The sequence below is a fragment of the Falsiphaeobacter marinintestinus genome (assembly GCF_007923355.1).
Taxonomy (GTDB): Bacteria; Pseudomonadota; Alphaproteobacteria; order Rhodobacterales; family Rhodobacteraceae; genus Phaeobacter_A; species Phaeobacter_A marinintestinus.
In genome coordinates, this window is record NZ_VOGO01000001.1 from 116,589 (window position 1) to 141,120 (window position 24,532).

Sequence of the window (24,532 nt, forward strand, 5' to 3'; positions counted from 1 at the left end):
TCGGGATAATGCATTGCAATCGGGACGTTGTATCAGATCGCGCTGTGGGGTCTGTCCTCGTTGTAGTGGCTACGCCAATCCTCAAGCTTTTCACGGGCATCCGCAAGGCTCATGAACCAGTGTGTGTTCAGGCATTCCGCCCTTAGCTTGCTGTTGAAAGCCTCGATGAAGCCTTTGTCGGTGGGCTTTCCCGGCCGTGAGAAGTCCAGTGTGACGTCATTGGCATAGGCCCAGAGATCAAGGTCGCGTGAGATAAATTCGCTGCCGTTATCGACTCGTATCGTCCTAGGATAGCCGATCTTCCCACAAACCCGTTCGAGCGTCTGCACGACATCCTCGCCACGATAGGAGAAACGTGGATCGGCCGCCGGACAGAGCCGGGAATGCGTGTCGACCACGGTCAGGATGCGGAGCTTCTTGCCAAGAGCGAGCTGGTCGTGGACGAAGTCCATCGCCCAGACATCGTTCGGTCCGACGGCTTCCTGACGATCCTCCCGCAGCTTTGCCTTTACCCGGCGCTTCGGGTGTTTATTCCTGAGTTGCAGGCCCAACTCGTTGTAAATCCTGCGGGTCTTCTTCATGTTGATCACCCATCCCTCCCGTCGCAGCAGAACGTGAACACGTCGATAGCCATAGCGCACACGCGTCTCTGCGATCTCCTTGATCCGTCTCTCGACGGCAGCCTGGTCCGTCCGCCGGGACTTGTAGTGGTAGGTGGACGTGTCTAAGCAGATGGCCCCACAGGCCTTCCGGATCGACACGCCCCAGTCGACGCACATCCCGGTCACTATTTCGCGCAAACGGCCAGGCTTCAGAGCTTTCGGCGAATGACGTCTTGAAGCATCTCACGGTCAAGCGTCAGGTCGGCCACGATCTTCTTCAGTCGCGTGTTCTCGTCCTCAAGCGCCTTCAGCCGGCGCATCTCGTCCGGCAGCAGCCCGCCATACTTTTTCTTCCAGTTGAAATACGTCGCCTGACTGATCCCCGCTTTGCGACAGATCTCCGCGACTGGCGTGCCTTGATCGCCTTGCTTCAGAATGAAGGCCTTCTGTGCCTCCGTGAACTTCGATGCTTTCATGCGATTCCGCTCCTCTCCCAGCCAGGAAAACTTAGCGGAAAACTCCAGCTTCAAACGATCCAGTTTTCAGGGGGCAGAGCACTTATGATACGGTCAAGTTTTTGGGAATATGGTGGGAACAAAAATCAGATGCATCACTAAAGCTATGATTTTGTAACCTATTTATTTATATTTGGTGCGGTCGAGAAGACTCGAACTTCCACGGGTGTTACCCCACAGCGACCTCAACGCTGCGCGTCTACCAATTCCGCCACGACCGCACGTGATCAGGTAGGTGTGGGGCGTATAGACGAGCGTTTCGTCGTTGTGAAGAGGCAATTGTCGGGATTTCCGGTTTCACGACGATCGAAAAACCAAAGGACCGGCACAGTGTGCCGGTCCTTCGTCTTGCAACAGATTTGCCCGTCCTCAGTCGAGGCTGAATGTCGGCAAGGCCGAGACCGCGCTGGGGGCCGGAATTGCCGCTTGCGGCGTACCGGTCAGACCCTGAGCAGCCGCTTTGATCAGGGACACACGTTCGGGCTGACCGGGGGCAAAGACGGGCTCAGCCCCTGTCTCCAATGCGCTGACAGCCATGGCGTACCAATCTTGTGCGCGCTCAGACGACTGTGCGACACCGAAACCCTGCGACAGATGATGGCCAATGAGTTCTGCATACGGCGTCTCGCCGATCCCGACCAGCACCAGGGCCGAGCCCAGCGCGACGTTCATCTTGTCCCGACGATAGCCCGAGAACAGGCAGATCTTGCCGGTCGTCGCCAATTGCTCCAGCGACATGTTCGAATTCAACGCAAATTTCTGGACGTTACCGCGCACGGACTGGCTGTCGGAACTGGTCAGGCTGCCCACGAACGGCTCCAACACGGGGCCAAACCCGTCGCACTGGGCATCGATCTGATCCTGTGAGGCGCCTTGTACCTTGGCGATCATGTTCTCCCCTGCCCCGATCGCATACGTGCGGGTCAGGCAGAATTGTTCGCCCAGTGCCAGTTCAGGGTCGGTCATGCTGGCCAAAGTGACATAGCCGCCATTGGTGTTGGTCAGCAGGCTGACCTTGCTGCACCGGCTTGCAAGCGAGGCCTGAGGAGCTTCGTCACCGGCCATGCTGAACACCGGCAGGCCTGCCGCAGGCTGTTCGGCAGCGGCCATGGTGGTCGGCGGATTGGCTTGCTGAGGTTGCACCGGAACCGGTTGGGCCGGAACCTGTGCCGCTGCCAGCTGAGTTTGTGGCGTTTCGTTCAAACGACAAACACTTTGATGGCATGAAAAGCTGGCCGTGGTCACGCCACGCGCCTGAAAGTCGCTGCGCTGATATCCTTGCGGCGTCGAGGTAAAGACCATCACTGAACAATGCGAGGCCCCGCACCAGAACGAACTGCCCGTCACAGATGTGTCCAGCACATAGTCGTTCTTGCCGTCGCCATTCATGTCCGCCAGCAACAGAAAGCCCGAGCGCTGCAGTAACTGTTCGGCACTGGGTTCGGAACTGTCGGCGATTTCGTCAATGGCCTGGCTGACCTCGGTCGGCAGGCCGCCATAATTGCTGGACGCCGTGCGGATACCGGCGGCTTCGTCGCGCCAGGTCAGCAACAGGCCGCGAACTCCACCCGGCCCTTGCATCGCCTTGATTACCTCGGGTCCACCGATCTGCGCCCGGTTCATAGAGGCAACCAGAAAGTCGCGTTCGTACTGGGTCAGCGTTCCTGTGGCCGGATAGCCCATGAACAGCTGATACTGCGAGGCCGCCGTTCGGGTGCGCCCGCCGATCACCCCATCGGGCGAACCTGCCGGAAAGCTGAAATAGTTCAGCGCGGTCTGCATCTCACGGTTTTGTTGCCGCTGCGCTGAGTACGTCGAAGAATAGCTTTTCTTCGAACTGTAGGTTTTCTTCTTGCTCTTGTTTGCGCCATGAACGATGGCGCCGCCAATAATGCCTCCGACAATCGCCGCTCCAAGGTTGTCCGCCCGTGCGGGTGCCCAGGCACCATTCGCAATCAGGACGGCGACGAATACCGTTTTAACTGACTTTGTAAACATTCTATCTGATCCCTATTAAGGTCCCGTAATGGAATCAGATTAACCGAATCTGCGTCAGGAAGTGAGTGAAAAAGTTCACATTCCCCGTGCATACATTGGTCAAAGGCTAGAAAATGGTGGAATGGATCATTTCGGATGGGCTGACAGGCTATGAAGATGCTGTGTCGTTCATGGAAGATCGCGCTGCGGCCATTGCGACCGGGGATGCCGATGAATGCATCTGGCTGGTCGAACACCCGCCGCTTTACACCGCCGGCACCAGCGCCAAGCCAACCGACCTTACAGATCCGGACCGGTTCCCGGTGTATGAGTCAAAGCGCGGCGGACAATATACCTATCATGGACCCGGTCAGCGGGTTGTGTATGTAATGCTGGACCTGAACCGACGCGGACGCGATGTGCGCCGGTTTGTCGAGATGCTGGAAAACTGGGTGATTGCCACGTTGGCCGAATTCAATCTGACCGGACACATCCGCGAAGGCCGCGTCGGTGTCTGGATCGAACGGGATGACAAGCCAATGACAGTCACCGGCAAGAAAGCCGAAGACAAAATTGCCGCCATCGGAATTCGGTTGCGCAAATGGGTCAGTTTCCACGGGATATCGATTAATGTGGAACCGGATCTCAGCCATTTTACCGGTATCGTACCCTGTGGTATCACCGAGTTTGGCGTGACCAGCCTTGTCGATCTCGGGCTTCCGGTAACCATGGAGGATCTGGATGTTGCCTTGCGCAAGACCTTTGAAACGCTGTTGGGTGACGTTTAACTCCGGTTACTGTTCGCCCGATAGATCGTCTATGGCAGCAAAGACAAGGTCCGGGCGTTCATAGAACAGCAACTGGCCGACACCCTCGGTTATCCTCAGGTCCACGCCCTTTCGCCCCTTCAGCCCCGCTTGCATGCGTTCAAACCGGTTCACATGGTCACCCGCGCCGTGCAGATATATCACCGGAGCGGCCTCGCCTGTGATCAATGGCCCCCAATCGCGCACTGTCCAATAGCTGTCCGAGGCGAACCCGACTGCCCCTTGCTTGACGGACATGCGATACCCCGACTGTAACCACGGGCCAAGTTCCAGGTGTCGGATTGTTGCCCTATCCATCGTATCGTCCGGGAACTGCGCATCAATAAAAGCGTCGATGTCTTCGCTGTCGATCATCGCGATTCCTGCGCGCAACACAGCTGGCAATAAGGCTGGCGTGAACCGTGCTGTATACGCCATGATCCGGACCCGTTTGGTCATCGAGGATATGTCAGACAGCCTGACAATGGGCACACCACTCGAGATCGCGACGGCCCCGGTTACCCTGTCCCGCAACCGATGCGCCAGAACATGCGCATAAATACCGCCTGCCAAATGCCCAACGATGATTGGACGATCAAGGTTTTCACGATCGATCAGCTCTGCGATTTGATCGGTCACCACATCCATGATGGTTTCGGGGCGCAGGACCGGATCGGATTGCCCAAACCCGGGTCGCATGGGCGCCAAAACCTCATACCCTCGTGCAACCAGCTGCGGCGACAGGTATTCAAGCACCGCGACTGCATCCAGCATCCCGTGCAAGAAAATGATAGGCGGACGGCCCGTTGCACGCCCGGCCCGAAACAACTGCACCCTGCGGCCATCCCGCGCGGCAAAGCTTTCGTCACGCAATGCGGTTTTACCGGCGCGATCACCGGTCCGGGCCTCTTCGTTGATCAAGAAGGCCACCAGACGGATCAGTTCCACCTGCCCCGGCGCCCCGGATTTGGACAGGATCGACTTAGATTGATTGCGAACAGTATGTTCGGATTTCCCCATCTCACCGGCAATTTCACGTAGGCTTTTACCCGTCATGAGATGGCGCACGATTTCGACCTCTGCAGGGGAAAGGCCAAAGGACTTTACCAGCATGTCGCCCGCCTGCGGGGACCACTGGAAGTCCAGCGGTTCGATCAGAAGCGCGTGTTCATCGCGATCCGCACCAGGTGCAGTGACAGCCCGAACGACAAGGTGCCGGGGGCTTCGACCCGTCGTGAGAACCGCAGGCGCCCGGGACGGCAGAGTTGCGGATTGAAGGTCGCGGATCAGGTCTGACAAGACCTGTTGCGAATGAGCCGTCAGGTTTGAGCGGATCTCATCCGCGTCTGTCAAATCTGCCAGCCATCCGCTGCAGGCCGGACTGCGTGCCGTCACTGTTCCGTCGGGACCAACGGCCAGCAATGGGGTTTGGGCCGCAGAAACCTGTTTGCGGATGCCGGGGATTGGGATCTTTCGTCCGACCTGTTCCAAAATCTGATAGGCACGGGCAAAATGCGCCTGCAATTCGGCGTCCCGGCCCGGGCTGTCGACATCCATGGCGTCTTCGAGGTGCATCAACCGATCGCCGTCCTGGTCAAACGGCGCATGAATCGAGCTTTCGATATGGTCCGCCCAGATGTCCAGAAACGAATCGAACAAGCTTGGGTTGATTACCGTCTCATAGACTGCCGCGATAACCCTTTCCCGCGTAGCGTCAAGCGAACGGGTGTTTGATGCTTCACCGTCTATATTGCGGCCCTCCGGCTATATACTGACTGCCTGGAACCGGACACAAACTTTGCGAAATTAACCTTTTGCGGCAAACTTAGCCCAAATGGGTCATGCGCCCCAGAAGCGACATCAGCCATATATCTCTTGCCGTTACGCAATTTCGTAATGGTATACAGTGGTTTCCCTCCCCAAAGGGCATGCCGCTTCCGTGAGTGGATTGACAGCCTTCTGTCGCCCCGGGAAATCCGGGGCGACAATTTCTTAATCTAAAAGGCTTTTGGGCGGTTACCAGCCCTCACGACCGAAACCCCCTATCCCTCTGCCAGTGCGGCGCAGATTTTTTCGGCGTTGGCCGCGATGACATCCGCGTCTTCCATTTTGCCCGGTGGACGCAGCTTGATACCGTCGTGACGCGGCAGGATATGGAAATGCAGGTGGAACACTTCCTGTCCGCCAACGGCTTCGTTGAACTGCTGGATCGTGACTCCTCCAGCATCAAAGGCGGCCATCGCGGCTTGCGATATCTTTTGCGTGGTTTTCATGCACGCCAGAAGCTGCTCGGGCGAGGCATCCAGCACATTGCGGCAAGGCGTTTTGGGGATAACCAGACAATGCCCATCGGCGCGCGGCATGATATCCATGAACACAAGCGTATCGTCGTCTTCATAAACTTGAGTCGACGGAATTTCGCCGCGCAGGATCTTGGCGAAGATGTTGTCGGGGTCGTAAGTCATATCGGGCATCCGTTCTTTCAGACTGTTGCCCGAGTTGTGGGCCAGCCGTCAGAAAGGGTCAAGCAACACCGGGTTCAATGCGGACGCGGAAATGCCGGGTTTTGACCGTTTTGTACTATCAAATTCGATGCAATGTTCCGTTTTGTACAAAACGCGATCCCGCAAAGGCCCCCTCTGACGACTTCGGATCGCCGAGGGTGAGGCCGCAAGCGAAAACAACAAAGAAGCGCCCGGATCAGTTGGCGATGCTCCAGAACATTTTGCGGTCTTCGATCTTGCGAGACGTCCGGACGACGTATCCAATAAGGTCTCGCTGGGCCTACCAGGCGGCTTCATAAATATTGAGTGCGTCAGCTTCGGTAAGCTCACGTGGATTGTTCACGAGCAGACGGGTTTGGTTCATCGCATCGCTTGCCAATCTGGGCAGGACGTCCCGGGGGATATCCATTTCGCGCAGGGTTTGTTGCAGGCCGCATCGTTTCGACAATGCTGCCATTGACTCGCAGAATGCCATGGCGCGCTCTTGTTCGTTTTCAATCCTCCCGAGTTCGGGGAACGCAAATGGTGCCATCCGAGCGTAGGGCTCTGGCGCGACTTCGGCGTTGAACCGCAACACATACGGCAGCACCAGTGCATTCGACAGGCCATGCGGCACATGGAAATGGCCGCCAAGTGGGTAAGCCAGGGCGTGCACCGCCGCGACAGGAGAATTTGCAAAGGCTTGCCCCGCCATCATGGACCCCAGCAACATGTCGGACCGCGCAGACAAATCCGCGCCGGTATGTACGGCGGTTTCAAGCGCGGCGCCCATCAACCTAAGCGCCTCGGTCGCGAGGTTTCGCGAAATTGGATTGTTGTTGGGGCTTGCGGAGGCGAAGGCCTCGATCGCGTGCACCATGGCGTCGATCCCGGTCGCCGCCGTGATATGGGGCGGCAGGCCAAGCGTCAATTCCGGGTCAAGCAGCGCGATGTCCGGCAAGATCACGGGGGAAACAACACCCATTTTTTCGCTTTCGCCGGTTGTGACAATCGAAATCGGAGTGACCTCGGACCCGGTGCCGGATGTCGTCGGAACCAGGATCAATGGCAGGCGCGGCGCTTTTGCGTTGCCGACGCCATAGGCATCCTTGAGGGTTTGATTGCCAGTGGCCAGCAGAGCCGCAAGTTTCGCAACATCAAGCGACGATCCCCCGCCAAGCCCGACAACGCCCTGTGCCCCGCTGTCAACGGCGGCATCTGCGCAAAACGTGACAACATTTTCTGGCGGGTCGGCTTTGACGTCCTGATACAAAGTGACCACGACCCCGGCGCTGTTTAACGCGGCCAGGGCGCGGTCGACGATGCCGGTTGCCATCATGCCGGGGTCTGTGACCAGCAGCACGCGCGTGCCAATTTCATTTTTGACGATGTCGCCAAGCTGATCCAGAAGCCCGGGGCCAAAACGAATGCTTGGTGAAGTGTTGAAATTAAATGGCGTCACAGTGGAATTCCTTGAAGATCATGACTCGAAGGCCCGGGTGGTCATTGTGAGGGGCGCGGTAGTCGTCAGCGCAGAACGAAGCAGTCAGATGCGGTCGGCTTCTTGAAGTCTTGGGTCTCAAATCAAAATTTGGGTCGGCACATTCTCTGGGGTGACTTCCATCGAAGATCTGGCTGCAAGCGTCATCTTGTAAGAAAGAATGCGGACAAGAAACCCCAAAACAAGCCCGTACTCATTAAGAATGCATGGTCATTGTGCAGGGGCCCGGGCCTTTGCCCGTTTCGCCGAACGCCTGATTTGACAGACCGAACAAGAGCCGACGGATAAGAAGACCCCTGCAAGTCTGGCCGATCACGCGGCGGTTAAGGGCTTGGCACGGGTTTTCACAGCGTCGATCACCAAGATCCGCACAGGACGAAGGTGCCGATTGAGCAGGCAAACGACGGCGCGGTTCAAGGAGGCGCGTCAATTTATCTTGATCCATATCAAATTCGACCATTGAAGCACCCCGCTCAGCATTCTAAAACTTGCATGAATTCGCGCGCGCTTCAGGCTTTTTGCGTGCGCCCCACGCAACAGGAGGCACCCAATGGCAGACGCAGCCATTCACGGGCACGAGCATGAAGACGAGCGCGGTTTCTTTACCCGTTGGTTCATGTCTACGAACCACAAGGATATCGGCATCCTTTATCTGGTCGTTTCGGCGATCGTAGGTCTGATTTCCGTTACTTTTACCGTATTTATGCGCTTGGAGCTAATGGATCCCGGCGTTCAGTACATGTGCCTCGAAGGCTTCCGCATGTTTGGCGGCGGTGGGGCTGAATGTACCCCCAACGGGCACCTTTGGAACGTTCTAATCACCTATCACGGCGTTCTGATGATGTTCTTCGTGGTGATTCCCGCGCTGTTCGGCGGATTCGGCAACTATTTCATGCCGCTGCAGATCGGCGCGCCGGATATGGCGTTCCCGCGGCTGAACAACCTGTCGTTCTGGCTGTATGTGGCCGGGACATCGCTGGGTGTGGCTTCGATGCTGAGCCCCGGTGGTAACGACCAGCTTGGATCGGGCGTCGGATGGGTTCTGTACCCGCCTCTGTCCACCACCGAGGGCGGCATGTCGATGGATCTGGCGATCTTCGCGGTGCACGTTTCGGGTGCCTCGTCGATCCTGGGTGCGATCAACATGATCACCACCTTCCTGAACATGCGTGCCCCCGGCATGACCCTGTTCAAGGTGCCGCTGTTCTCGTGGTCGATCTTTGTCACAGCCTGGCTGATCTTGCTGTCGCTGCCGGTTCTGGCGGGCGCCATCACCATGCTGCTGATGGATCGCAACTTTGGCTTTACGTTCTTTGATCCTGCCGGTGGCGGCGATCCGGTCCTGTACCAACACATCCTGTGGTTCTTTGGTCACCCCGAAGTGTACATCGTGATCCTGCCGGGCTTTGGTATCATCAGCCACGTGATCGCCACGTTCTCGCGCAAGCCGGTGTTCGGCTATCTGCCGATGGTCTGGGCGATCATTGCGATTGGCGCACTGGGCTTTGTCGTGTGGGCGCACCACATGTACACCGTCGGCATGTCGCTGAACCAACAGGCGTACTTCATGTTGGCAACGATGGTCATCGCGGTGCCGACAGGCGTCAAGATCTTCAGCTGGATTGCCACGATGTGGAGCGGTTCGCTTGAGTTCAAGGCACCTATGATGTTCGCACTGGGCTTCCTGGTTCTGTTCACCGTGGGTGGCGTGACCGGCATCGTTCTGTCGCAGACCGCCGTGGACCGGGCCTATCACGACACTTACTATGTCGTTGCGCACTTCCACTATGTGATGAGCCTGGGTGCCGTGTTCGCGATTTTCGCTGGCATCTACTTCTACTTCGGCAAGATGACGGGTCGCCAGTACAACGAGTTCTGGGCACACGTGCACTTCTGGACGTTCTTTATCGGCGCAAACCTGACCTTCTTCCCTCAGCACTTCCTGGGTCGTCAGGGCATGCCGCGTCGTTACATCGACTATCCGGAAGCCTTCGCATACTGGAACAAGGTTTCGTCCTATGGCGCCTTGCTGTCGTTTGCCTCGTTCCTGCTGTTCTTCGGTATCATGTTCCACGCCTTGCTGCGCGGCGCGAAAATCACCGAGAACAACTATTGGAACGAATACGCGGACACGCTGGAATGGACCCTGCCTTCGCCGCCGCCTGAGCACACGTTCGAGCAGCTGCCGAAGCAGGAAGACTGGGACAAGGGCCACGCACACTAAGCGGCCCCTGCAGATCGAAGAAAGGCCCCGCCATTGTGCGGGGCCTTTTTTTGGATGGCCTGCGTCACCTGCCCCGACAAGACGTCATTGTTTGATCAGCTGTGGTCCGGTCTGATCCTGCACAGGCAGGTTTTTGCCCGCCTGTGGTTTTTTCGCCCCGGTGACCTTTTTCTCAACTGGCCTCGGTACAGCGACGTGCTAAATACATGCGCGATATGCCATATGACTGGATCAAACCCGACACCCCTTCGGACACACGTGAGTTGCATGTGTGGCCGCACCAATCCCTTCCTCCCAAGGGTTTGGCCGTGGTCGTGATGAGTGTGTATTTGCTGATCACGATCCCGCTGTTCGGGCTTTTGGGATCTGTCGCATTCTGGGGCATCCTGCCTTTCGCCATGCTGGCGGTGGCCGGCATCTGGTATGCCCTGAATCGCAGCTATCATGATAGGCGGATCATGGAAGTGCTGACGCTGACCCATGACACGGCGCATCTTGTGCGTCGCAACCCGAATGGGGAAACCCAGGAATGGGACTGCAATCGGTACTGGGCCACGCCCGAGATGCACAAGAAAGGCGGCCCCGTTCCTTACTACGTTACGCTTAGAGGGGGTGGCCGCGAAGTCGAGATCGGCGCCTTCCTTTCCGAGGATGAGCGGATCGAACTATATGACGATCTGATCCGCGAGATACGCCCAAACGAGCCACGCGGTCCGACCACAGTTCCACGTTAGCCCGTCTTAACGGTTTCTGACGCTAATTCGCATCGGTATGGAATTTTGCGAGATTGCGGCACCAAAGTGCAGCAAAAGCAGTTGGTTTGCTTCGGAGCTAAAGAATCTGAGCACCGTTTCCAGGATCTTGACCGGTTCAATCTCTGCTATGGTCCTTGTGGCTTGCAGCCCGACAACTTCCCCACTTAACCGAACAAACGAACAAAATGCCCTTGCAATGGCCGCGCTGTCCTCCATGGGCACCGTTTGCGGGGTAAATGGCGCAGACGCGTTTCAAAACCGCTTCATCATATACGTGCAGGATGAAAAAGGCGTCACGGATGAGGGTGTGACCAGAATCAATGAAATTTTCGACAGAGCCAGTGTGTTTATGAAAGACGAGCTTTCCGACCCTGCCAAGAAAGCTGAGATATGCGAGAGCGATCGTGAAAAAATTTTTTAAAAGTCATTCAGGACGGCATCAATGGACAGTTCCTGACCTAGTTTGCCACTCTGAGTCATTGAACCAGACGTTTGGCAGTTCTTAGTCGCGCCAAAACCTCCTCGATCTTTCTAAAAGCGAGCGTTTCCACGCTAGAACACCCTAGACCGACGCCAGAAAAGCCTCCAACCCAACCTCTTGAATTCGCCGGGTATGGTCTTTTAGCAGCCAGCACCGCTGTTGGCACATAGCCGGGTCTTAACCATCAGACCGACTTATAGTGACTTGGCGCGGGAAATGTGCTGATGTTTGGAACAGCTTTCCAGAAGGATAATCAATGTTCCCCTCGTTCAGGGTGATCGCAGTCACCGCATCAACTGTCCTTGCCATTCCATGCTTTGCTGACCCCTCATTGGAGTGCAGCACCCAAGCCTCGAGCCAGGTTGAAATCGGCAATTGCATGACCAAAGCTGACGAAGGCACGCAAGCCGCATTGGCGCTGGCCTTGTCCTTTGCCAGGCAATCCGCTGAAAGCCTTGATGAAGTCACTGGCCGCCCTGAAGCCGCAAAAGCGCTGGACACGGCCCAGGACGCTTGGGCCGCGTATCGGGACGCACATTGTGAGTTTGTTGGCAAAACGTTTGGAGGAGGGTCAGGTACCGGCATCGCCATACTGGGGTGCAGGATCAGCCTGACCCGGGCGCGAACGGACGTTTTGATGCAATTGGCCAACTGATTTTGACCGGCAGATTCCACCGATCGCATGCGTTGACACTCAAAGGCGGGTGGTTGGCTATGGCGCGGTGTGCGTGCACAGCCGATCTTTGACCATCGGGCCGACTTTCCCGAAATCCATCTGGCCGTTGTACTGGCCTTTCAGCGCCGCCATGACCTTGCCCATGTCCCGAATCGATGACGCACCCGTGTCCGTCACCGCTTTGACGATGGCATTGTCGATTTCGCCTTCGTTCAGCTGCTTGGGCAGAAACTCTTCAATCACCTGAATCTCCTGAAGCTCGCGTTCGGCCAGATCCAGCCGCCCGCCCTCTTCATAGGCGCGGGCACTTTCCTGCCTTTGCTTGGTCATTTTCGAAAGGATCGCAAGGACTTCGGCGTCGTTCACACCAACATCCAGACCCTCGCCGCGGGCGGCGATATCCTTGTCTTTGATAGCGGCATTGATCAGGCGCAACGTCGAGAGACGAGTCGCTGCCTTTTCCTTCATTGCCTGTTTTAGAGCCGTGTTGACTCGTGTTCTCATATCCATCCGTTCATCCATCCCCATGGAAGCTCAGGTTCCCGACCTTATCGAAAGCGAAACCTTGGCACAAGCATTGCATTTCCATCTAAGTTATTGATAAATAACAATGTCCCAAAAAACACGCAGACTTGACCCCACGCACGCTTGCCCTTACCTATCCGACAATTTGTCCCACAGGAGAGTCGCGTCATGGCCCATAATGCCCCGTCCAAGCCCACAGCCTGCCTGGCGCTGGCAGATGGTACCGTGTTCTATGGCACTGGGTTCGGCGCCACCGGACAGACCGTTGCCGAGCTGTGTTTCAACACCGCGATGACCGGATATCAGGAGATCATGACGGATCCCTCGTATGCCGGGCAGATCGTCACGTTCACCTTCCCACATATCGGCAATGTCGGCGTCAACGCGGAGGATGATGAAACCGCCGATCCGGTGGCTGCGGGCATGGTCGTCAAGTGGGATCCGACAACACCCAGCAACTGGCGCAGCACAGAAACGCTGAAAGCCTGGCTGGAAAGCCGGGGCCGGATCGCCATTGGCGGCATCGACACACGTCGGCTGACCCGCGCAATCCGTCAGCAAGGTGCACCGCATGTGGCGCTGGCCCATGACCCCGAGGGGAACTTCGACATTGCGAAACTGGTGGCGGCAGCGCGCGGTTTTGCTGGCCTTGAAGGTATGGACCTGGCCAAAGACGTCACCTGTGCCCAGTCTTATCGCTGGGACGAGATGCGGTGGGCCTGGCCGGATGGCTACCCACGTCAGACAGCCCCCCAGCATAAGGTCGTTGCAATTGACTATGGCGCAAAGCGCAACATCCTGCGTTGCCTTGCCTCGGCAGGGTGCGACGTGACGGTTCTGCCGGCCTCAGCAACGGCGGAAGATGTGCTGGCGCATGATCCCGATGGTGTCTTTTTGTCGAACGGTCCCGGCGACCCTGCGGCCACCGGCGCATATGCGGTTCCCATGATCAAACAGATCCTGGATGACACCGACCTGCCGGTTTTTGGTATTTGTCTTGGACATCAAATGCTGGCGCTCGCCTTGGGTGCAAAAACCGTAAAAATGAATCACGGCCATCACGGTGCCAACCATCCGGTCAAGGATGTCGATACTGGCAAAGTCGAGATCACGTCGATGAACCATGGCTTTGCAGTTGATGCCCAGACCTTGCCCAATGGCGTTGTTGAAACGCATCGGTCGCTGTTTGACGGATCGAATTGCGGTATCCGCATGTCTGACCGCCCGGTCTGGTCGGTTCAGCACCACCCCGAAGCCAGCCCGGGCCCGCAAGACAGTTTTTATCTGTTTGAGCGGTTTGCTGATGCAATGGCGCACCGCAAAGCCCCTGCCTGAGTGCAATTCGTTTTACAGTTAACCGCCAGTTAACTGTAAAGGCTCAACTCTTTCGGGGCGTAACGGCCCCGGATACCCGAGATGAGCGATCAGAACCTTCGGCTGATTTCCCCTGACCTGGCGATTCAGCCCGCCTTGCCGCGACGGCCGTTGGGCCGTGTTCTGGTTGATAACGGAGAGATTTCGCAGGATCAGCTGATCAAGGCGCTTAAGCTGCAGAAACGTCAGCAGGCGTTGTTGGGAGAGATCCTGTGCGCGCAAGGCTGGAGCAACAGCAACGCCATTGATGTTGCCCTGGCCGAACAGCACGGATTGCAGAAAATCTCGCTTGCTGCTGACGCCCCGCAACCGGGCCTGATCGATCTGAAGCCGGTCAGTTTCTGGATCCAGCATGGCGTGCTTCCATGGGCGCGCATCAGTTCCGTTTTGATGATCGCGACGTCGCGGCCTGACCAATTCGACGCGGTCAAGGCTGCATTGGCAGGCAGCGCCGATGTGATCGTGCCGGTGCTGGCCGATGACACAGACATCGCGCGATGCACGGCCCGCCTGTTTCGCGATACTCTGGCGCAAGGCGCCAATACGCGGGTTCCGGAACGTTTCAGTTGCCGGACATGGACGCTGGAAAACCGCCTGCCGCTGGCCTTGGTTGCCTGCCTTGGGATCTTGCTGGCCATCCTCGCGCCGCTGTCCAGTCTAACGATTGCAACGGCTGCGGCCGTGTTGACGATGCTTTTGTTCACCGGACTCAAACTGGCCGGTTTGCTAGGGCATATGCTGGACAGTGTGTATCTGAATGCCCACGGATCGCCAAAGGTTGCCCAGACCGAGGTCAGGCTTCCGAAAGTCTCGATGCTGGTGCCGCTGTATCACGAACGCGAAATTGCCGGGGCGCTGGTCAACCGCCTGACCCGCCTGACCTATCCCAAAGAGCTGCTTGAGGTTCTGTTGGTGCTTGAGGAACATGACGACATCACCCGGCAGACGCTGTCAAAAACCGACCTGCCCCACTGGATGCGCGTCATCGAAGTTCCGGCGCATGGCGGGCTGACCACCAAACCAAGGGCGATGAATTATGCGCTGGATTTCTGCAAAGGCGAGATTGTCGGGGTCTGGGACGCCGAGGACGCCCCGGTGCCGGATCAGATCGAACGGGTGGTCCACCGGTTTGCGCAAGCCGGTGACACCGTTGCCTGCCTTCAGGGGATCCTGGATTTCTATAACCCGCGCACCAACTGGCGGGCGCGGTGTTTCACCATCGAGTATTCCAGCTGGTTTCGCATTGTGCTGCCCGGCATTGCCCGCCTGGGCCTTGTGGTTCCCCTTGGTGGCACGACGCTGTTTTTCAGACGCCGCACCCTGGTCAAACTGGGGGGATGGGACGCTCACAATGTCACCGAAGATGCCGATCTGGGGGTGCGTCTGTGCCGGGCCGGGTACCGGACCGAGCTGATCGACACGGTGACCTATGAAGAAGCCAACTGCCGCGCCTGGCCCTGGGTCAAACAGCGGTCACGGTGGTTGAAGGGGTTCATGGTGACCTATCTGGTGCACATGCGAAATCCGCTGCAATTGCTGCGCGATCTTGGGCCGTGGCGGTTTTTTGGCTTTCAGGCGTTCTTTTTGGGCACTCTGGGCCAGTTCCTGCTGGCCCCGTTGCTTTGGACGATGTGGCTGATGGCGTTCGGCGTGTGGCATCCGGTTCAGAGCGCGGTGCCCACAGGCCTGTTGTCGATTTCGGTCGGGCTGTTCGTGACTGTTGAAATTCTGTCGAACGCGATCGGAATGGCGGCCGTTTCGACCGCGCAACGTCGGTTCCTGATCCCATGGGTGCCAACGATGATGTTCTATCTGCCACTTGGGGTGCTGGCCGGGTACAAGGCATTGTATGAGCTGGTGTTTATCCCGTTCTACTGGGACAAGACCCAGCACGGGCAAGCTGAAGAAGACCCCTCCGTATCGTGATCAGTCGCGTGCGTCTGCATCCTGTTTCAGGCGCGTCATGAACGCGATTGAGATGTGGTCGCGCAACGCCTTGTCAGCTGCATCTTCATCACGCGCCGAGATGGCTGAAACGATCCCTGCATGTTCTTCCTGCGCAATCTCGCCCCGGCCCTGTGCGGCCAGAGAGGTTGTCGCCATCAAGGCCATTGTCCGGTGCACCAGATCCAGTTGCTGTACCAGATATCGGTTATGAGAGGCCAGATGGATCTGTTTGTGAAACCGGCGATTGGCCCGGCTAAGCGCCACCGGGTCACCGACCAGTGCGTTATCGTCGCGCACCATGCCGCGCAAAACTTCGACTTCTTCTTCGGTCGCGTGGCGCGCAGCAAGCCGGGCGGCAAGCCCTTCCAGTTCGCGCCGCACCACGTAGAGTTCGGCCATCTGGTTGTGATCCAACGTCGCCACAATCAGCGACCGGCCATCGCGCTCAAGTAAAGATTGCGTTTCAAGCCTTTGTAAAGCCTCACGAATTGGCGTGCGTGACATACCAAGTCGCTCGGCCAGTTCGCTTTCGACCAAACGATCGCCGGGCTTGTACACACCCACATCGATCGCTTCGAGGATCTGGGTATATGCGTCTTTGGACGGGGCTCTGGTCTGGCTCATTTTGTCTCAGCTTCTCTGGGTGTTCGGACATGTCTACAGTCGCGTGCCGTTTTCAATCAACCCTGCCATTGCCTTAAGACCCGGCGCGGCCTAATTGCAGGGTATGGTAAAAGATGCATTCGACCACGTGACTCACTGGGTGTTTGACCTCGACAATACCCTATACCCGCCCCGGGCGCGGCTGTTCGATCAGATCGAAGTGCGCATGACGCAATATGTCATGGACGCGCTTGGCGTGGGGCAGGATGAGGCTGACCGGCTGAGGAAACTCTATTGGGCGCAGTATGGAACGACGCTGGCCGGGCTGATGCGCGAACATGACGTTGATCCGGCACCATACCTGACCGATGTGCATGACATTTCGCTGGATCATCTTGAAAAGGACAGCGGTCTGGCCGCGCGGATTTCGGAACTGCCGGGCCAGCGGATCGTTTATACCAACGGCACCGCGCCCTATGCCGAACGGGTGCTGGAGGCCCGTGGGCTGTCCGGGCTGTTTGATGCGATTTACGGCGTGGAACATGCCAGATTTTTGCCCAAACCCGAACGTGGCGCGTTTGAAATCGTTTTTGAACGAGCCAGCGTGGACCCCGACCAGGCGGCAATGTTCGAAGACGATCCGCGCAATCTGCAGGTGCCCCATGACATGGGGATGAAGACCGTCCACGTTGCCCCCGAGCCGCATGAGGCCGACCACATTCACCATCACACCGACGATCTTTCTGCTTTCCTGCACCTGTTGACCTGAGCCGGGTCGGGATTGCGACAATTCCGAACCTATCATTCACACATTCAAATTTATAAATCTGATTCGAGCAACCCTTAACGGAGTTCAGACATGAGCCTGACCGAAAACGCCGAAGCCACCGCCACACCTGAAGACGACCACCACGAGGAAATCATCACCCTGCGCGGGTTGAAAATGATCTACGCCGCATTGGCACTGGTCGTTGTTCTTTGGGGGCTGGCAATTTACATCTGGGGCGTCCCGGGGCTTTACATCCCGGCGCTGTGCCTGGTCCCGGTCATTTATGGCCTGTTGATTTACATCGCCAAGGGCTGATCTGCGGCTGTCTGCCTCTTGGAACTGCCGGCACCCGGGTCTAGGTTGCCCGGCAGGAGGCAGACGCCATGACCACCCCTTGTTCCACTGATATCCTGATTTCGGGCGGCGGTATCGCCGGATTGACTGCAGCAGTCGCTTTCGCGACCGCCGGGTTTGACGTGATTTGTGTCGATCCGACTGCGCCAATCACCGAACGTGACGTTGACGGATCTGACCTGCGCACCACGGCTTTTTTACAGCCCGCTCAGGAGCTTCTGGAGCGCTGCGGATTGTGGAACAGGCTTGAGGCTTACGCCGCGCCGCTGCAAACCATGCGCATTGTGGATGCTGGTGGGGATTTGCCCGAACCGCGGATCGTTCGGGATTTCAACGCCGCCGACATCTCGGACAAACCGTTTGGCTGGAACCTGCCGAACTGGTTGTTGCGACGCGAAATGGTGGCGCGGCTGGCCGAGATGCCCAATGTCGATTTTCGCCCCGGCATCGGAACGCGATCTTTGTTCACACGCGACACCGGGGCCAAGGTCGGGCTAAGCGACGGCACGACCGTGCGGGCGCAGCTGGTCGTGGCTGCAGACGGGCGCAGTTCGCCGATGCGCGAAGCCGCCGGGATTGATGTTCACACGATGCGCTATGGCCAGAAGGCGTTGGCCTTTGCCGTAACCCACGCGATTGCCCACGACAATGTGTCGACCGAGATCCACCGCAGCGGCGGCCCCTTTACACTGGTGCCCCTGCCCGACCACGACGGCCAGCCGTCATCGGCGGTCGTCTGGATGGAACGTGGTCCGCGCGTGACCGAGTTGCTGGCGCTTGCCCCCGAGGATTTTGAGGCCGAAATGACAGAGCGGTCTTGCGGGTTGTTCGGGCCGCTGAAACTGGCATCGCGGCGAACCAGCTGGCCGATCATCAGCCAATCGGCGGACCATCTGGCGGGTCAGCGGATCGCATTGATTGCCGAAGCCGCCCATGTGGTGCCGCCAATCGGCGCGCAGGGGCTGAACATGTCGCTATCGGATTTGCGGTGTCTTCTGGATCTGGCCGAAGCGCGGCCCGAGGGCCTGGGCGATGCGCAGATGCTGGACAGCTATCACAAGGCGCGCATCCGGGATGTGAAACTGCGGGTGCAGGGCATCGATCTGCTGAATCGCGCATCAATGGTGCACGCGCGCCCGTTGCGGGATGCGCGGGCGATGGGGTTGAATGCGTTGTATTCACTGGCACCAGTGCGGCGCACCCTGATGCAAATGGGTCTGGGTGTGCGCTGACGTCCGGGACAGGACCAGATCAGGACCGGGGGGCCAGCCCCCCGGTCCCCCCGGGATATTTCGGGCAAGAGGAAAAGCTTAGAGAACCTGATCGGCCACCGATTTCAGGCGCGCAATCGTTGCATCGACATCATAAAGTTTGTCGAGGCCGAAGAGCCCCAGCCGAAAGGTGCTGAACCCGTCGGGTTCGTCGCATTGGAGCGGCACGCCTGCCGCGATCTGGGTCCCCAGTGCTGCGAATTTGCGCCCATTCTGGATGTCGGGATCATCCGTATAGCTGACCACCACCCCCGGCGCACCGAAGCCGTCTGCTGCGACGGAAACGATGCCTTTGTCGTTCAGCATGGCGCGTACACCGTTGCCGAGCGCCCATTGCGCGTCACGCAGTTTGTCAAATCCGTAGTCCCGGGTCTCAACCATGGTATCGCGGAAGGCCCGCAAGGCGTCTGTCGGCATCGTCGCATGATAAGCATGGCCACCGGCCTCATAGGCCTTCATGATGTCGCGCCATTTCTTGAGATCAAGGGCAAAGCTGTCGGAGGTCGTGTCTGCCAGCCGCTTCTCAGCCGCGTCTGACAGTATCACCAGCCCGGCTGAGGGTGACGCGCTCCAGCCCTTTTGCGGGGCCGAGATCAGGACATCGACACCGGTGGCTTTCATATCGACCCAGGCGCAGCCCGAGGCGATGCAGTCAAGCACCATCAGCGCCCCGACCCCATGCGCGGCGTCGGCCAGTGCCGTGACATAGTCATCGGGCAGGATCACCCCGGCCGAGGTTTCCACATGCGGGGCAAACACCACGCCGGGTTTTTGATCGCGGATCGCCGCCACGACCTCGTCAATCGGGGCGGGTGCGAACGGCGCTGGTTGGGAGTTGCCGGTCTGGCGGGCTTTCATCACTGTGGCCGAGGACGAGATACCGCCAGTTTCGACGATCTGGCTCCACCGGTAAGAGAACCAGCCATTGCGCACCACCAGCACGTCCTGGCCGCGGGCAAACTGACGCGCGACAGCCTCCATCGCAAAGGTGCCGCCGCCCGGCACCAGGGCGACGGCATCGGCGTTATAGACCGTGCGCAGCATGTCCGAGATATCGCGCATGACCTGCTGAAATGTGGCCGACATGTGATTTAGGGAGCGGTCGGTGAACACGACCGAGAATTCTTCCAATCCGTCAGGATCGATATCGTTGCGCAGGGCACACATGGCCGGCTCCTCTGTTTGAATGCGGTGTGCAATCTCTAACCTGCGGTCGAAGCCGAGGCAATCAAGAGGCACAGATCGGGCAACAGGCTTAGATCGGGCCGGGGCGGCGTTCTTCGCTGAGCAGGACATTGGATTCCATATCCCCCGCGCCGGGCAGGGTCATCAGCCGCCGTCTGAGAACGCGCTCAAAGTCGGCGAGGTCGCGAGCGACCACACGCAAGCGGAAATCATAAAGACCCAGCACGTGTTCGACGGTCTGTACTTCGGGGATGGCGCTGACGGCGCGTTCGAAGTCTTCTAGGCTGATGCGCCCTTTGCGGGCCAGTTTGACGCCCAGAAATACGGTCACGCCAAAACCCAGCGCCTCGGCATTCAGGCGCAGTTTGCGGCCCCGGATCACCCCGGCATTCTGCAATCGCCGAATTCGGCGCCAGGTGGCGGGTTGTGACAAGCCCAGATCGCGCCCCAATGCCCCGGCGCTTTGCGTGGCGTCCTGTGTCAGTGCGCGCAGCAGTGCGCGGTCTGTGTCATCGAGATCGATCATAGCGGCAGCCCTGTGTCTTCTTTGATCCGCGCGATATGCATCAGCGCTTCGATGTCGGCGATATGCGGCAGGGTCAGGATCCGATCCCGGTAAAGCCGCTGGTAGTGGCCCATGTCGCGGGCGATGACAGACAGGCGGACATCGACACGCCCCAGAAAGGTCTGAATTTCGACGACCTCGGGCACGTCACGCGCGGCGGCAATGAATTCGTCAAAAGCGCGGGGCTGTGTCTTGTCGAGCGTGAACCGCAAGGACACCTCGACTGCGTATCCAAGCACGGCCCAGTCAATCACCGCCTCTTGCCCTTCGATCACGCCAGACGATTCCATGCGGGCAATGCGGCGCGCACAGGTGGCAGAGCTGGTATCACACAGATCGGCCAGTTCCGCCGTCGTGAGCGTCGGATCTGCCTGAAGGTGCCTCAGGATGCGTCTGTCAGTTTCATCAAGCATGATTTCATCAGTTACTGCAAATATCCTGAATGCAAAACCCATAGATTGGCGTTTTTTATCGCTGGACACTCTGCACTTTGCATCCGAAACCACATAAACCACGTGCCAGACATATCTGGTAGGAGACACACCATGCGCGTTTATTATGATCGCGATTGCGACATCAACCTGATCAAGGACATGAAAGTGGCCATTCTGGGCTATGGCTCGCAAGGTCATGCCCATGCGCTGAACCTGCGCGACTCGGGCGCCAAGAATCTTGTCGTCGCCCTGCGCGAAGGATCAGCCTCGGCCAAGAAAGCCGAAGCTGAAGGCCTGCAGGTCATGGGCATTGCCGAAGCGGCGGCCTGGTGTGACCTGATCATGTTCACCATGCCCGACGAATTGCAGGCCGAGACCTATAAGAAATACGTGCATGACAACATCCGTGACGGCGCTGCAATTGCGTTTGCCCACGGTCTGAACGTGCATTTCGGCCTGATCGAAGCCAAGCCAGGCGTTGACGTGATCATGATGGCGCCCAAAGGCCCGGGTCACACCGTGCGTGGCGAATACACCAAAGGCGGCGGCGTGCCCTGCCTGGTGGCCGTTGACAATGATGCGACCGGCAAGGCGCTGGAAATCGGCCTGTCCTATTGCTCGGCCATCGGTGGCGGGCGTTCGGGCATTATTGAGACCAACTTCCGTGAAGAATGCGAAACCGACCTGTTCGGCGAACAGGCGGTTCTGTGTGGCGGTCTGGTCGAACTGATCCGGATGGGTTTCGAGACCCTGGTCGAAGCCGGTTACGCGCCGGAAATGGCTTATTTCGAATGCCTGCACGAAGTGAAGCTGATCGTCGACCTGATCTATGAAGGCGGCATCGCCAACATGAACTATTCGATTTCGAACACGGCTGAGTATGGCGAGTATGTGTCTGGTCCGCGCATCCTGCCATACGACGAAACCAAAGCCCGGATGAAAGCTGTTCTGAACGACATTCAATCCGGCAAATTCGTGCGCGATTTCATGCTGGAAAACGCTGTTGGTCAGCCTTCGTTCAAGGCGACTCGCCGTATCAACGACGAACACCAGATCGAAGCCACGGGCGAAACTCTGCGCGGCATGATGCCGTGGATTTCGGCTGGCAAGATGGTCGACAAAGCAAAGAACTGATCGCGCGGGTCTGACCCTTCGATCTGTATCGAAACGATTGCGATTGACCCCGGCCCTGCGCCGGGGTCTTTTGCGTTTTTGGAGGCCCCATGAACCAGACACCCGAGATAACGGCGAAAAGCTGGCTGATGGTTTGTGCCCTTGGGCTGATCTGGGGCGGCACGTTCATGGTGCAAAAACTGGCGCTTGGGCATTGGCCACCGTTCTGGGTTGCTGCCGGGCGGATCACCTTTGCGGCGTTGCTGACCACGGTTTTGTGGCAGGCGCGCGGTGGGCGGATGTTCACCGATGGTGACAAGGCCTGGCCGTTGCTGACGGTGGTATCGGTTCTGAGCGTCGCCATGCCGTTCATGTTTCTTGCGTGGGGGCAGCAATTTGTGACGTCCGGATTTACCGGGGTCAGCATGGCCGCTGTTGCGCTGTTTGTTTTGCCGCTGGCGCATTTCATGGTGCCCGGTGAACGGATGACACTTCGGCGCAGCCTTGGATTCCTGATCGGGTTCGCGGGCGTTCTGGTCCTGATCGGGCCCGGCGCTTTTGCGAGTTCAGGCAGCGCGATGGAACCTTATGGCAAGATGGCCTGTTTTGGGGCTGCGGCGTGTTATGCCGTATCCTCGATCATCATGCGTCGGTTGCCACCGCTTGATCCGGTTGGTCTGGCGGCCGCCACGTTGCTGATCGGCATGATGGTGGTTGTGCCTATGGCCTTGATCAATCACGGACTTCCGCCGGTTCCCAGTGTGGAAGGGGCGTTGCTGGTGATACTGCTGGGACTGGTGCCAACTGCCGGAGCCAACCTGTTGCGGGTTCTGGTGATCCGCAGTGCGGGCCCGGTGTTCATGAGCCTGACGAATTACCAGGTGCCGTTGTGGTCTGTTGCACTAGGCGTCATATTTCTGGGCGAACCGTTGTCATATTCGCTGCTTTGGGCAACCCTGTTGATCCTAGGCGGTGTCGGGCTTAGTCAATACGGCGCTTTGAAAAGGTTGTTTACCCGCTGACGGCGTCGGTCACGGCGTCGACAATCGAATCCACAGCTTTCTCAAGCAAAACAGCATCTTCGCATTCAGCCATGACACGGATCAACGGCTCGGTCCCTGATTTGCGGATCAACAATCGCCCCTGCCCGTTCAGCTGTGTTTCGGCGTCCGAGATCGCCGCCTGGACGGCCGGAATGTCCAGCGGCGTTTGTCCTTCGCCAAAGCGCACGTTCTTCAGCAGTTGCGGCACCGGGTCAAACTGTCGGGCCAAGACACTGGCGGGGTCGCCCGAGCGGACCATCTCGGCCAGGAAATGCAGCCCCGCCATCAACCCGTCGCCCGTGGTGGCGTAATCGGTCATAACGATATGGCCAGACTGCTCTCCGCCGAGGTTAAAGCCACCTTCGCGCATCCGCTCGACCACATAGCGATCGCCGACCGAGGTGCGTTCAAGCCGCAAACCGCGATCTTCCAGAAACCGTTCCAGCCCAAGATTGGACATTACGGTCGCGACCAGCGCGTTGCCGCTTAACAGACCGTCTTCTGCCCAACGTGCCGCCAGCAGCGCCATCAGCTGATCGCCGTCCGCCACCTGCCCGGCTTCGTCGATGATGATGACGCGGTCTGCGTCGCCATCCAGGCACACACCCACATCTGCGCCATGAGCCAAAACGGTTTCTGCCGCAACTTGCGGCTGGGTGGATCCACATCCCCGGTTAATGTTCTTGCCGTCCGGACTGACGCCGACCGGGATGACGTCGGCCCCGAGTTCCCACAGGATTTCCGGCGCGGTCCGGTGGGCCGCTCCGTTGGCGCAGTCGATGACCACCTTCAGCCCGTCCAGACGCAGATCGCGCGGCAGGGACGATTTCACACGTTCGCCATAGCGGAACCGCGCATCGTCGACCCGTTTGGCCCGCCCGATGTTGATGGCTTGGGCCGGTTGAACGCCGGCTTCGATCAGGGCCTCGATTTCCATTTCGGCCTGATCGGACAGCTTGAAACCGTCGGGACCAAAGAACTTGATGCCATTGTCTTCAGCCGGATTGTGGCTGGCTGAAATCATCACACCCAGATCCGCGCGCATCGACCGGGTCATCAGGCCCACAGCGGGTGTTGGAACCGGCCCCAGAAGCAGCACGTTCATTCCGGTCGACGTCAGACCGGCCGTCAGCGCGCTTTCGAACATGTACCCGGACAGGCGGGTGTCCTTGCCGATCACGACCCGGTGCACGCCTTTGGCATCGCGGCGAAAGTATCGCCCGACGGCCGCGCCAATGCGCAGCGCCATTTCCGCAGTCATCGGGTGCGTGTTTGCAGTACCCCGTACCCCATCGGTTCCGAACAGCTTGCGCATCTTGACCCTCGTTC

23 protein-coding genes and 1 tRNA gene are annotated in these 24,532 nt (G+C 58.4%); 12 read left to right on the forward strand and 12 right to left on the reverse strand.

Annotated features, from left to right (window positions below):
* Positions 1-32 precede the first annotated feature (32 nt).
* The 3 genes from FOY56_RS00595 to FOY56_RS00605 form a co-directional block, all read right to left on the reverse strand.
* Positions 33-1,078 (reverse strand): IS3 family transposase gene (locus FOY56_RS00595; protein WP_146343843.1). Its coding sequence is split into 2 segments (ribosomal slippage): positions 33-817 and positions 817-1,078, totalling 1,047 coding nucleotides; the frame shifts between segments, so codons are not numbered across the junction.
* 173 nt (positions 1,079-1,251) lie between these two features.
* Positions 1,252-1,338 (reverse strand) — tRNA-Leu (locus FOY56_RS00600).
* Positions 1,339-1,486: 148 nt separating this feature from the next.
* A complete protein-coding gene (locus FOY56_RS00605; protein WP_146343844.1) occupies positions 1,487-3,115 on the reverse strand; it encodes a peptidoglycan-binding domain-containing protein in 1,629 nt (542 codons plus the stop codon).
* Between the two features lie 113 nt (positions 3,116-3,228).
* On the opposite strand from FOY56_RS00605, the gene lipB reads away from it, so the two are divergent.
* Positions 3,229-3,882, forward strand: a complete 654-nt coding sequence (gene lipB, locus FOY56_RS00610) for a lipoyl(octanoyl) transferase LipB (protein WP_146343845.1) — start codon at positions 3,229-3,231, stop codon at positions 3,880-3,882.
* A gap of 6 nt (positions 3,883-3,888) precedes the next feature.
* On the opposite strand, the gene FOY56_RS00615 is transcribed toward lipB, so the two are convergent.
* The 3 genes from FOY56_RS00615 to FOY56_RS00625 all read right to left on the reverse strand — a co-directional run bounded on the left by FOY56_RS00615 (position 3,889) and on the right by FOY56_RS00625 (position 7,845).
* Entirely contained in the window at positions 3,889-5,559 is a 1,671-nt protein-coding gene (locus tag FOY56_RS00615) for a bifunctional helix-turn-helix transcriptional regulator/alpha/beta hydrolase (RefSeq protein WP_146343846.1), read from the reverse strand.
* A 383-nt stretch (positions 5,560-5,942) separates the two neighbouring features.
* Positions 5,943-6,365, reverse strand: a complete 423-nt coding sequence (locus tag FOY56_RS00620) for an HIT family protein (RefSeq protein ID WP_146343847.1) — start codon at positions 6,363-6,365, stop codon at positions 5,943-5,945.
* Between the two features lie 319 nt (positions 6,366-6,684).
* Positions 6,685-7,845, reverse strand: a complete 1,161-nt coding sequence (locus tag FOY56_RS00625) for an iron-containing alcohol dehydrogenase (protein ID WP_146343848.1) — start codon at positions 7,843-7,845, stop codon at positions 6,685-6,687.
* Between the two features lie 589 nt (positions 7,846-8,434).
* Between FOY56_RS00625 and ctaD the strand changes: the two genes are divergently transcribed.
* From ctaD to FOY56_RS00645, 4 genes are all read left to right on the forward strand, one after another.
* On the forward strand, positions 8,435-10,108 hold the full coding sequence (gene ctaD, locus FOY56_RS00630) for a cytochrome c oxidase subunit I (RefSeq protein ID WP_146343849.1): 1,674 nt from the start codon (positions 8,435-8,437) through the stop codon (positions 10,106-10,108).
* A gap of 206 nt (positions 10,109-10,314) precedes the next feature.
* Positions 10,315-10,842: a DUF2244 domain-containing protein gene (locus tag FOY56_RS00635; protein ID WP_342779767.1), complete on the forward strand. Its 528-nt coding sequence runs from the start codon at positions 10,315-10,317 to the stop codon at positions 10,840-10,842.
* Positions 10,843-10,969: 127 nt separating this feature from the next.
* A complete protein-coding gene (locus FOY56_RS00640; protein ID WP_146343850.1) occupies positions 10,970-11,284 on the forward strand; it encodes a hypothetical protein in 315 nt (104 codons plus the stop codon).
* Between the two features lie 334 nt (positions 11,285-11,618).
* Positions 11,619-11,999: a lysozyme inhibitor LprI family protein gene (locus FOY56_RS00645; protein WP_281288792.1), complete on the forward strand. Its 381-nt coding sequence runs from the start codon at positions 11,619-11,621 to the stop codon at positions 11,997-11,999.
* 57 nt (positions 12,000-12,056) lie between these two features.
* Here FOY56_RS00645 and FOY56_RS00650 read toward each other — a convergent pair whose 3' ends face one another.
* Complete coding sequence (locus tag FOY56_RS00650; protein WP_146343852.1) at positions 12,057-12,530, reverse strand: GatB/YqeY domain-containing protein; 474 nt, start codon at positions 12,528-12,530, stop codon at positions 12,057-12,059.
* A gap of 183 nt (positions 12,531-12,713) precedes the next feature.
* Between FOY56_RS00650 and carA the strand changes: the two genes are divergently transcribed.
* Both carA and FOY56_RS00660 read left to right on the forward strand, forming a co-directional pair.
* Positions 12,714-13,880, forward strand: coding sequence for a glutamine-hydrolyzing carbamoyl-phosphate synthase small subunit (carA, locus tag FOY56_RS00655; RefSeq protein ID WP_146343853.1), 1,167 nt, complete (start codon positions 12,714-12,716; stop codon positions 13,878-13,880).
* A gap of 81 nt (positions 13,881-13,961) precedes the next feature.
* The gene (locus FOY56_RS00660) at positions 13,962-15,845 is read left to right on the forward strand and encodes a glycosyltransferase (protein ID WP_146343854.1); all 1,884 of its coding nucleotides are present in this window, start codon (positions 13,962-13,964) and stop codon (positions 15,843-15,845) included.
* Here the strand turns inward: FOY56_RS00660 and FOY56_RS00665 are convergent, their stop codons facing one another.
* The gene (locus tag FOY56_RS00665) at positions 15,846-16,490 is read right to left on the reverse strand and encodes a GntR family transcriptional regulator (protein WP_146343855.1); all 645 of its coding nucleotides are present in this window, start codon (positions 16,488-16,490) and stop codon (positions 15,846-15,848) included. It abuts the gene before it with no gap.
* A gap of 103 nt (positions 16,491-16,593) precedes the next feature.
* On the opposite strand from FOY56_RS00665, the gene FOY56_RS00670 reads away from it, so the two are divergent.
* The 3 genes from FOY56_RS00670 (at position 16,594) to FOY56_RS00680 (ending at position 18,824) form a co-directional block, all read left to right on the forward strand.
* Positions 16,594-17,238: a pyrimidine 5'-nucleotidase gene (locus tag FOY56_RS00670; protein ID WP_146343856.1), complete on the forward strand. Its 645-nt coding sequence runs from the start codon at positions 16,594-16,596 to the stop codon at positions 17,236-17,238.
* 90 nt (positions 17,239-17,328) lie between these two features.
* On the forward strand, positions 17,329-17,553 hold the full coding sequence (locus FOY56_RS00675) for a hypothetical protein (RefSeq protein ID WP_146343857.1): 225 nt from the start codon (positions 17,329-17,331) through the stop codon (positions 17,551-17,553).
* A gap of 68 nt (positions 17,554-17,621) precedes the next feature.
* On the forward strand, positions 17,622-18,824 hold the full coding sequence (locus tag FOY56_RS00680; RefSeq protein WP_146343858.1) for a UbiH/UbiF family hydroxylase: 1,203 nt from the start codon (positions 17,622-17,624) through the stop codon (positions 18,822-18,824).
* A 78-nt stretch (positions 18,825-18,902) separates the two neighbouring features.
* Here FOY56_RS00680 and FOY56_RS00685 read toward each other — a convergent pair whose 3' ends face one another.
* The 3 genes from FOY56_RS00685 to FOY56_RS00695 all read right to left on the reverse strand — a co-directional run bounded on the left by FOY56_RS00685 (position 18,903) and on the right by FOY56_RS00695 (position 21,026).
* The gene (locus FOY56_RS00685) at positions 18,903-20,030 is read right to left on the reverse strand and encodes an aminotransferase class V-fold PLP-dependent enzyme (RefSeq protein WP_146343859.1); all 1,128 of its coding nucleotides are present in this window, start codon (positions 20,028-20,030) and stop codon (positions 18,903-18,905) included.
* 88 nt (positions 20,031-20,118) lie between these two features.
* Positions 20,119-20,574, reverse strand: a complete 456-nt coding sequence (locus FOY56_RS00690) for an Lrp/AsnC family transcriptional regulator (protein WP_146343860.1) — start codon at positions 20,572-20,574, stop codon at positions 20,119-20,121.
* On the reverse strand, positions 20,571-21,026 hold the full coding sequence (locus tag FOY56_RS00695) for an Lrp/AsnC family transcriptional regulator (protein WP_146343861.1): 456 nt from the start codon (positions 21,024-21,026) through the stop codon (positions 20,571-20,573). The genes FOY56_RS00690 and FOY56_RS00695 overlap by 4 nt, the downstream gene beginning before the upstream one ends.
* Positions 21,027-21,158: 132 nt before the next feature.
* Between FOY56_RS00695 and ilvC the strand changes: the two genes are divergently transcribed.
* Entirely contained in the window at positions 21,159-22,181 is a 1,023-nt protein-coding gene (gene ilvC, locus FOY56_RS00700; protein ID WP_146343862.1) for a ketol-acid reductoisomerase, read from the forward strand.
* Between the two features lie 89 nt (positions 22,182-22,270).
* The gene (locus FOY56_RS00705) at positions 22,271-23,182 is read left to right on the forward strand and encodes a DMT family transporter (protein WP_146343863.1); all 912 of its coding nucleotides are present in this window, start codon (positions 22,271-22,273) and stop codon (positions 23,180-23,182) included.
* Here FOY56_RS00705 and glmM read toward each other — a convergent pair.
* On the reverse strand, positions 23,172-24,518 hold the full coding sequence (gene glmM / locus FOY56_RS00710) for a phosphoglucosamine mutase (RefSeq protein ID WP_146343864.1): 1,347 nt from the start codon (positions 24,516-24,518) through the stop codon (positions 23,172-23,174). The genes FOY56_RS00705 and glmM overlap by 11 nt on opposite strands.
* Between the last annotated feature and the right edge of the window lie 14 nt (positions 24,519-24,532).

Bases quoted from the DNA above. Each gene is read 5' to 3' on its own strand.
- FOY56_RS00670 (WP_146343856.1), top strand. From the start codon at position 16,594: ATGGTAAAAGATGCATTCGACCACGTGACTCACTGGGTGTTTGACCTC.
- FOY56_RS00685 (WP_146343859.1), bottom strand. From the start codon at position 20,030: ATGTGTGCCCTGCGCAACGATATCGATCCTGACGGATTGGAAGAATTC.
- glmM (WP_146343864.1), bottom strand. From the start codon at position 24,518: ATGCGCAAGCTGTTCGGAACCGATGGGGTACGGGGTACTGCAAACACG.
- FOY56_RS00635 (WP_342779767.1), top strand. From the start codon at position 10,315: ATGCGCGATATGCCATATGACTGGATCAAACCCGACACCCCTTCGGAC.
- FOY56_RS00695 (WP_146343861.1), bottom strand. From the start codon at position 21,026: ATGCTTGATGAAACTGACAGACGCATCCTGAGGCACCTTCAGGCAGAT.
- FOY56_RS00690 (WP_146343860.1), bottom strand. From the start codon at position 20,574: ATGATCGATCTCGATGACACAGACCGCGCACTGCTGCGCGCACTGACA.
- FOY56_RS00660 (WP_146343854.1), top strand. From the start codon at position 13,962: ATGAGCGATCAGAACCTTCGGCTGATTTCCCCTGACCTGGCGATTCAG.
- ctaD (WP_146343849.1), top strand. From the start codon at position 8,435: ATGGCAGACGCAGCCATTCACGGGCACGAGCATGAAGACGAGCGCGGT.
- FOY56_RS00680 (WP_146343858.1), top strand. From the start codon at position 17,622: ATGACCACCCCTTGTTCCACTGATATCCTGATTTCGGGCGGCGGTATC.
- FOY56_RS00650 (WP_146343852.1), bottom strand. From the start codon at position 12,530: ATGGATATGAGAACACGAGTCAACACGGCTCTAAAACAGGCAATGAAG.
- FOY56_RS00705 (WP_146343863.1), top strand. From the start codon at position 22,271: ATGAACCAGACACCCGAGATAACGGCGAAAAGCTGGCTGATGGTTTGT.
- FOY56_RS00675 (WP_146343857.1), top strand. From the start codon at position 17,329: ATGAGCCTGACCGAAAACGCCGAAGCCACCGCCACACCTGAAGACGAC.
- lipB (WP_146343845.1), top strand. From the start codon at position 3,229: ATGGTGGAATGGATCATTTCGGATGGGCTGACAGGCTATGAAGATGCT.
- FOY56_RS00605 (WP_146343844.1), bottom strand. From the start codon at position 3,115: ATGTTTACAAAGTCAGTTAAAACGGTATTCGTCGCCGTCCTGATTGCG.
- ilvC (WP_146343862.1), top strand. From the start codon at position 21,159: ATGCGCGTTTATTATGATCGCGATTGCGACATCAACCTGATCAAGGAC.
- FOY56_RS00665 (WP_146343855.1), bottom strand. From the start codon at position 16,490: ATGAGCCAGACCAGAGCCCCGTCCAAAGACGCATATACCCAGATCCTC.
- carA (WP_146343853.1), top strand. From the start codon at position 12,714: ATGGCCCATAATGCCCCGTCCAAGCCCACAGCCTGCCTGGCGCTGGCA.
- FOY56_RS00620 (WP_146343847.1), bottom strand. From the start codon at position 6,365: ATGACTTACGACCCCGACAACATCTTCGCCAAGATCCTGCGCGGCGAA.